Origin of the sequence: Cupriavidus sp. WS, from assembly GCF_000395345.1 — a bacterium.
In the GTDB taxonomy this organism is placed as follows: domain Bacteria; phylum Pseudomonadota; class Gammaproteobacteria; order Burkholderiales; family Burkholderiaceae; genus Cupriavidus; species Cupriavidus basilensis_B.
In genome coordinates this window covers 1-2,695 of record NZ_AQPL01000592.1, presented here as the reverse complement: position 1 = coordinate 2,695, position 2,695 = coordinate 1, and the positions used below count along the sequence as shown (strand labels likewise).

The 2,695-nt window shown below is 74.2% G+C and carries 2 protein-coding genes; both read left to right on the top strand.

Annotation, left to right across the window (positions count from 1 at the left end):
* On the top strand, window positions 1-1,088 hold a 1,088-nt coding region (locus K206_RS0135230; RefSeq protein WP_020206955.1), incomplete at its 5' end, for a bifunctional diguanylate cyclase/phosphodiesterase.
* A 296-nt stretch (window positions 1,089-1,384) separates the two neighbouring features.
* On the top strand, window positions 1,385-2,695 hold a 1,311-nt coding region (locus tag K206_RS0135225; RefSeq protein WP_020206954.1), incomplete at its 3' end, for a DUF6600 domain-containing protein.

Here is a 2,695-nt window from a genome sequence, read left to right as displayed (position 1 = left end):
GCCTGCGCGACGCCTCGCCGCGCGACGCCGTGCTCGGGCGGGTCGGCGGCGACGAGTTCGCCGTGCTGCTGCCGTCCATCGCCGATCCCACCCTGGTGCGCCACGTCAGCGCCGCCATCCTGTCCCTGCAGTCCGAGCCCCACGAGTACGGCAACCGCCGCCACCACGTGCTGGCCAGCCTGGGCGCCTGCGTGATGCCGGGCGGCGGCGACAACGCCTCCGACGCGCTGGCCTCGGCCAGCCTCGCGCTGGGCCGGGCCAAGCGTGACGGCGGGCGCACCATCCGCTTCTTCAAGCCGCAGATGCGCACCGACGTGACCACCCGCCTGTCGCTGGTGCAGGCGCTGCGCGACGCTTACGCGCAACGCCAGTTCGAACTCCTGTACCAGCCGCAGATCGACCTGCGCGACGGCCGCGTGGTCGGTGCCGAGGCCCTGATGCGCTGGCGCCATCCCACCCAGGGCCTGCTCACGCCGGCCAGCTTCATCGACGCGCTGGCCGCCAGCAGCGTGGCGGCCGACGTCGGCGTGTGGCTGCTCCATACCGCCTGCGCGCAGGCGCGCATGTGGTCGCTGGAGTTCGCCGACGCGCCGCGCGTGGCCATCAACCTGTTCGCCGCGCAACTGAGCGAAAGCCGCCTGCTGACCGAGGTGCGCCACGTGCTGCGCGAGCTGGCGCTGGCGCCCGAGCGGCTGGAGCTGGAGATCACCGAGACCATCGCGCTGCAGCAGGGCGACGAGTTCTCCGGCCAGCTGCAGACGCTGCGCCGCGACGGCGTGACCCTGACCTGCGACGACTTCGGCACCGGCTATGCGTCGCTGAGCTTCCTCAAGACCTTCCCGGTCGACCGTATCAAGATCGACCAGTCCTTCATCCGCAACGTCACCCAGAGCCCGGTCGACGCGGCCATCGTGCGCGCCGTGGTCAACGTGGGCACCACGCTCGGCATCGGCGTGGTGGCCGAGGGCGTGGAAACCGTGGAGCAGCGCGACTTCCTGCGCGACAACGGCTGCCACGAGGTGCAGGGCTACCTGTACGGCCGCCCGATGTCGGCCGACAAGTTCACCGAGTTCCTGCAGGCGCGCTGAACCGGCGCCGGACCGCGCCGCGTCCCGTCCCGTCCTTTCTCCCCTTCCGTTCGCCCGCCCCGCCACCCTGCGATAATTTGTTTCCGGCTTTGTCCGGCCGCCGCCCGTCCCGGCGGCGCCGGTCCGCTCCCCGCGCCCGCCGCCGGGCCGCGCGCGCGGCGCGTTGGCCGCCGCGGGGAAATATGTGCTTACAAAGTCAGATGCGCCGCGCCGGCGGGTTGCCGCCAGGCGCAGTATCGTGACAACAGGGACAGCCGGCACCGGCCCGCCGCCCTTCGCATCGACGAGGTAATTCCATGTTTCCTGCCCGCAGGCTTGGCCCCGGCGCCCGGGCCCTGCTCCTGGCCATCGGTATCGCTTGCGCCACCTGGCTGGCGCCGGCGCTGGCGCAGTCCGCCGATCCCTCCGACCGCATCGCCACCATCACCGACGCCGCCGGCAGCCTGAGCCTGGCGCCCGCCGGCTCCGACGACTGGGCCCAGGCCGCGCTCAACCGGCCCATCACCACCGGCGACCGCCTGTGGGTCGACAACGGCGGGCGCGCCGAACTGCATGCCGGCTCCACCGCGATCCGGCTCGGCGGCGCCACCGCGGCGACGGTGCTCAACCTCGACGACAGCGCCACCCAGGTCAAGCTGACCCAGGGCACGCTGCAACTGCGGGTGCGCGCGCTGCCGCCCGACCAGCCGGTCGAGATCGACACGCCCAACCTCGCCTTCGTGCCGCGCGAGCCCGGCGACTACCGCCTTGACGTGGCCGCCGACGGCAGCGCCACCGTGGTCACGATGCACCACGGCTCGGCCGTGGTGTACGGCGAGAGCCGCTCGCGCGAGATGCGCCGCGGCGAGCAGATCCGCTTCGCCGGCAGCGACCTGGCCGAGGCCGGCACCGCCTTCAATCCGCCCGAGGACGAGTTCGACCGCTGGACCACGGCGCGCGACGCGCGCGAGGATGCCTCGCCCTCGGCCATGTACGTGCCGCCCGAGATGACCGGCTACGCCGCGCTGGACGGCTACGGCGACTGGCAGGAAGACCCCGGCTACGGCGCGGTGTGGTTCCCGCGCGTGGTGGCGGCCGACTGGGCGCCGTACAGCACCGGCTCGTGGGCCTGGGTGGCGCCGTGGGGCTGGACCTGGTGCGACGACGCGCCGTGGGGCTTCGCGCCGTTCCACTATGGCCGCTGGGCCCGCATCGGCAGCCGCTGGGGCTGGATGCCGGGGCCGCGCGCGGTGCGCCCGGTGTACGCGCCCGCGCTGGTGGGCTTCGTCGGCGGCGGCCGTGGCGGCCCCGGCGTGGCCTGGTATCCGCTCGGCCCGCATGAAAGCTACCGGCCGGCCTACGGCGCCAGCGCCGCCTACCTCGGCCGCGTCAACCGCTTCACCGTCAACCGCGAGTTCGCCAACGACCGCGCGCGCGGCGCCTATGCCAACCGCGACGTGCCGGGCGCCATCACCGGCATGCCGGCGCGCGCCTTCGTGCAGGGCCAGCGCGTGCCGCCCGGCGCCCGCCACGAGGCCTGGCGCGACCTGCCGCGCGGCGAGGCCAACGGCGCGCCGCCGCTGGCGCCGGTCAAGGCCAGCCTGCTGGGCGCCCGCCCGGGCCGGCCG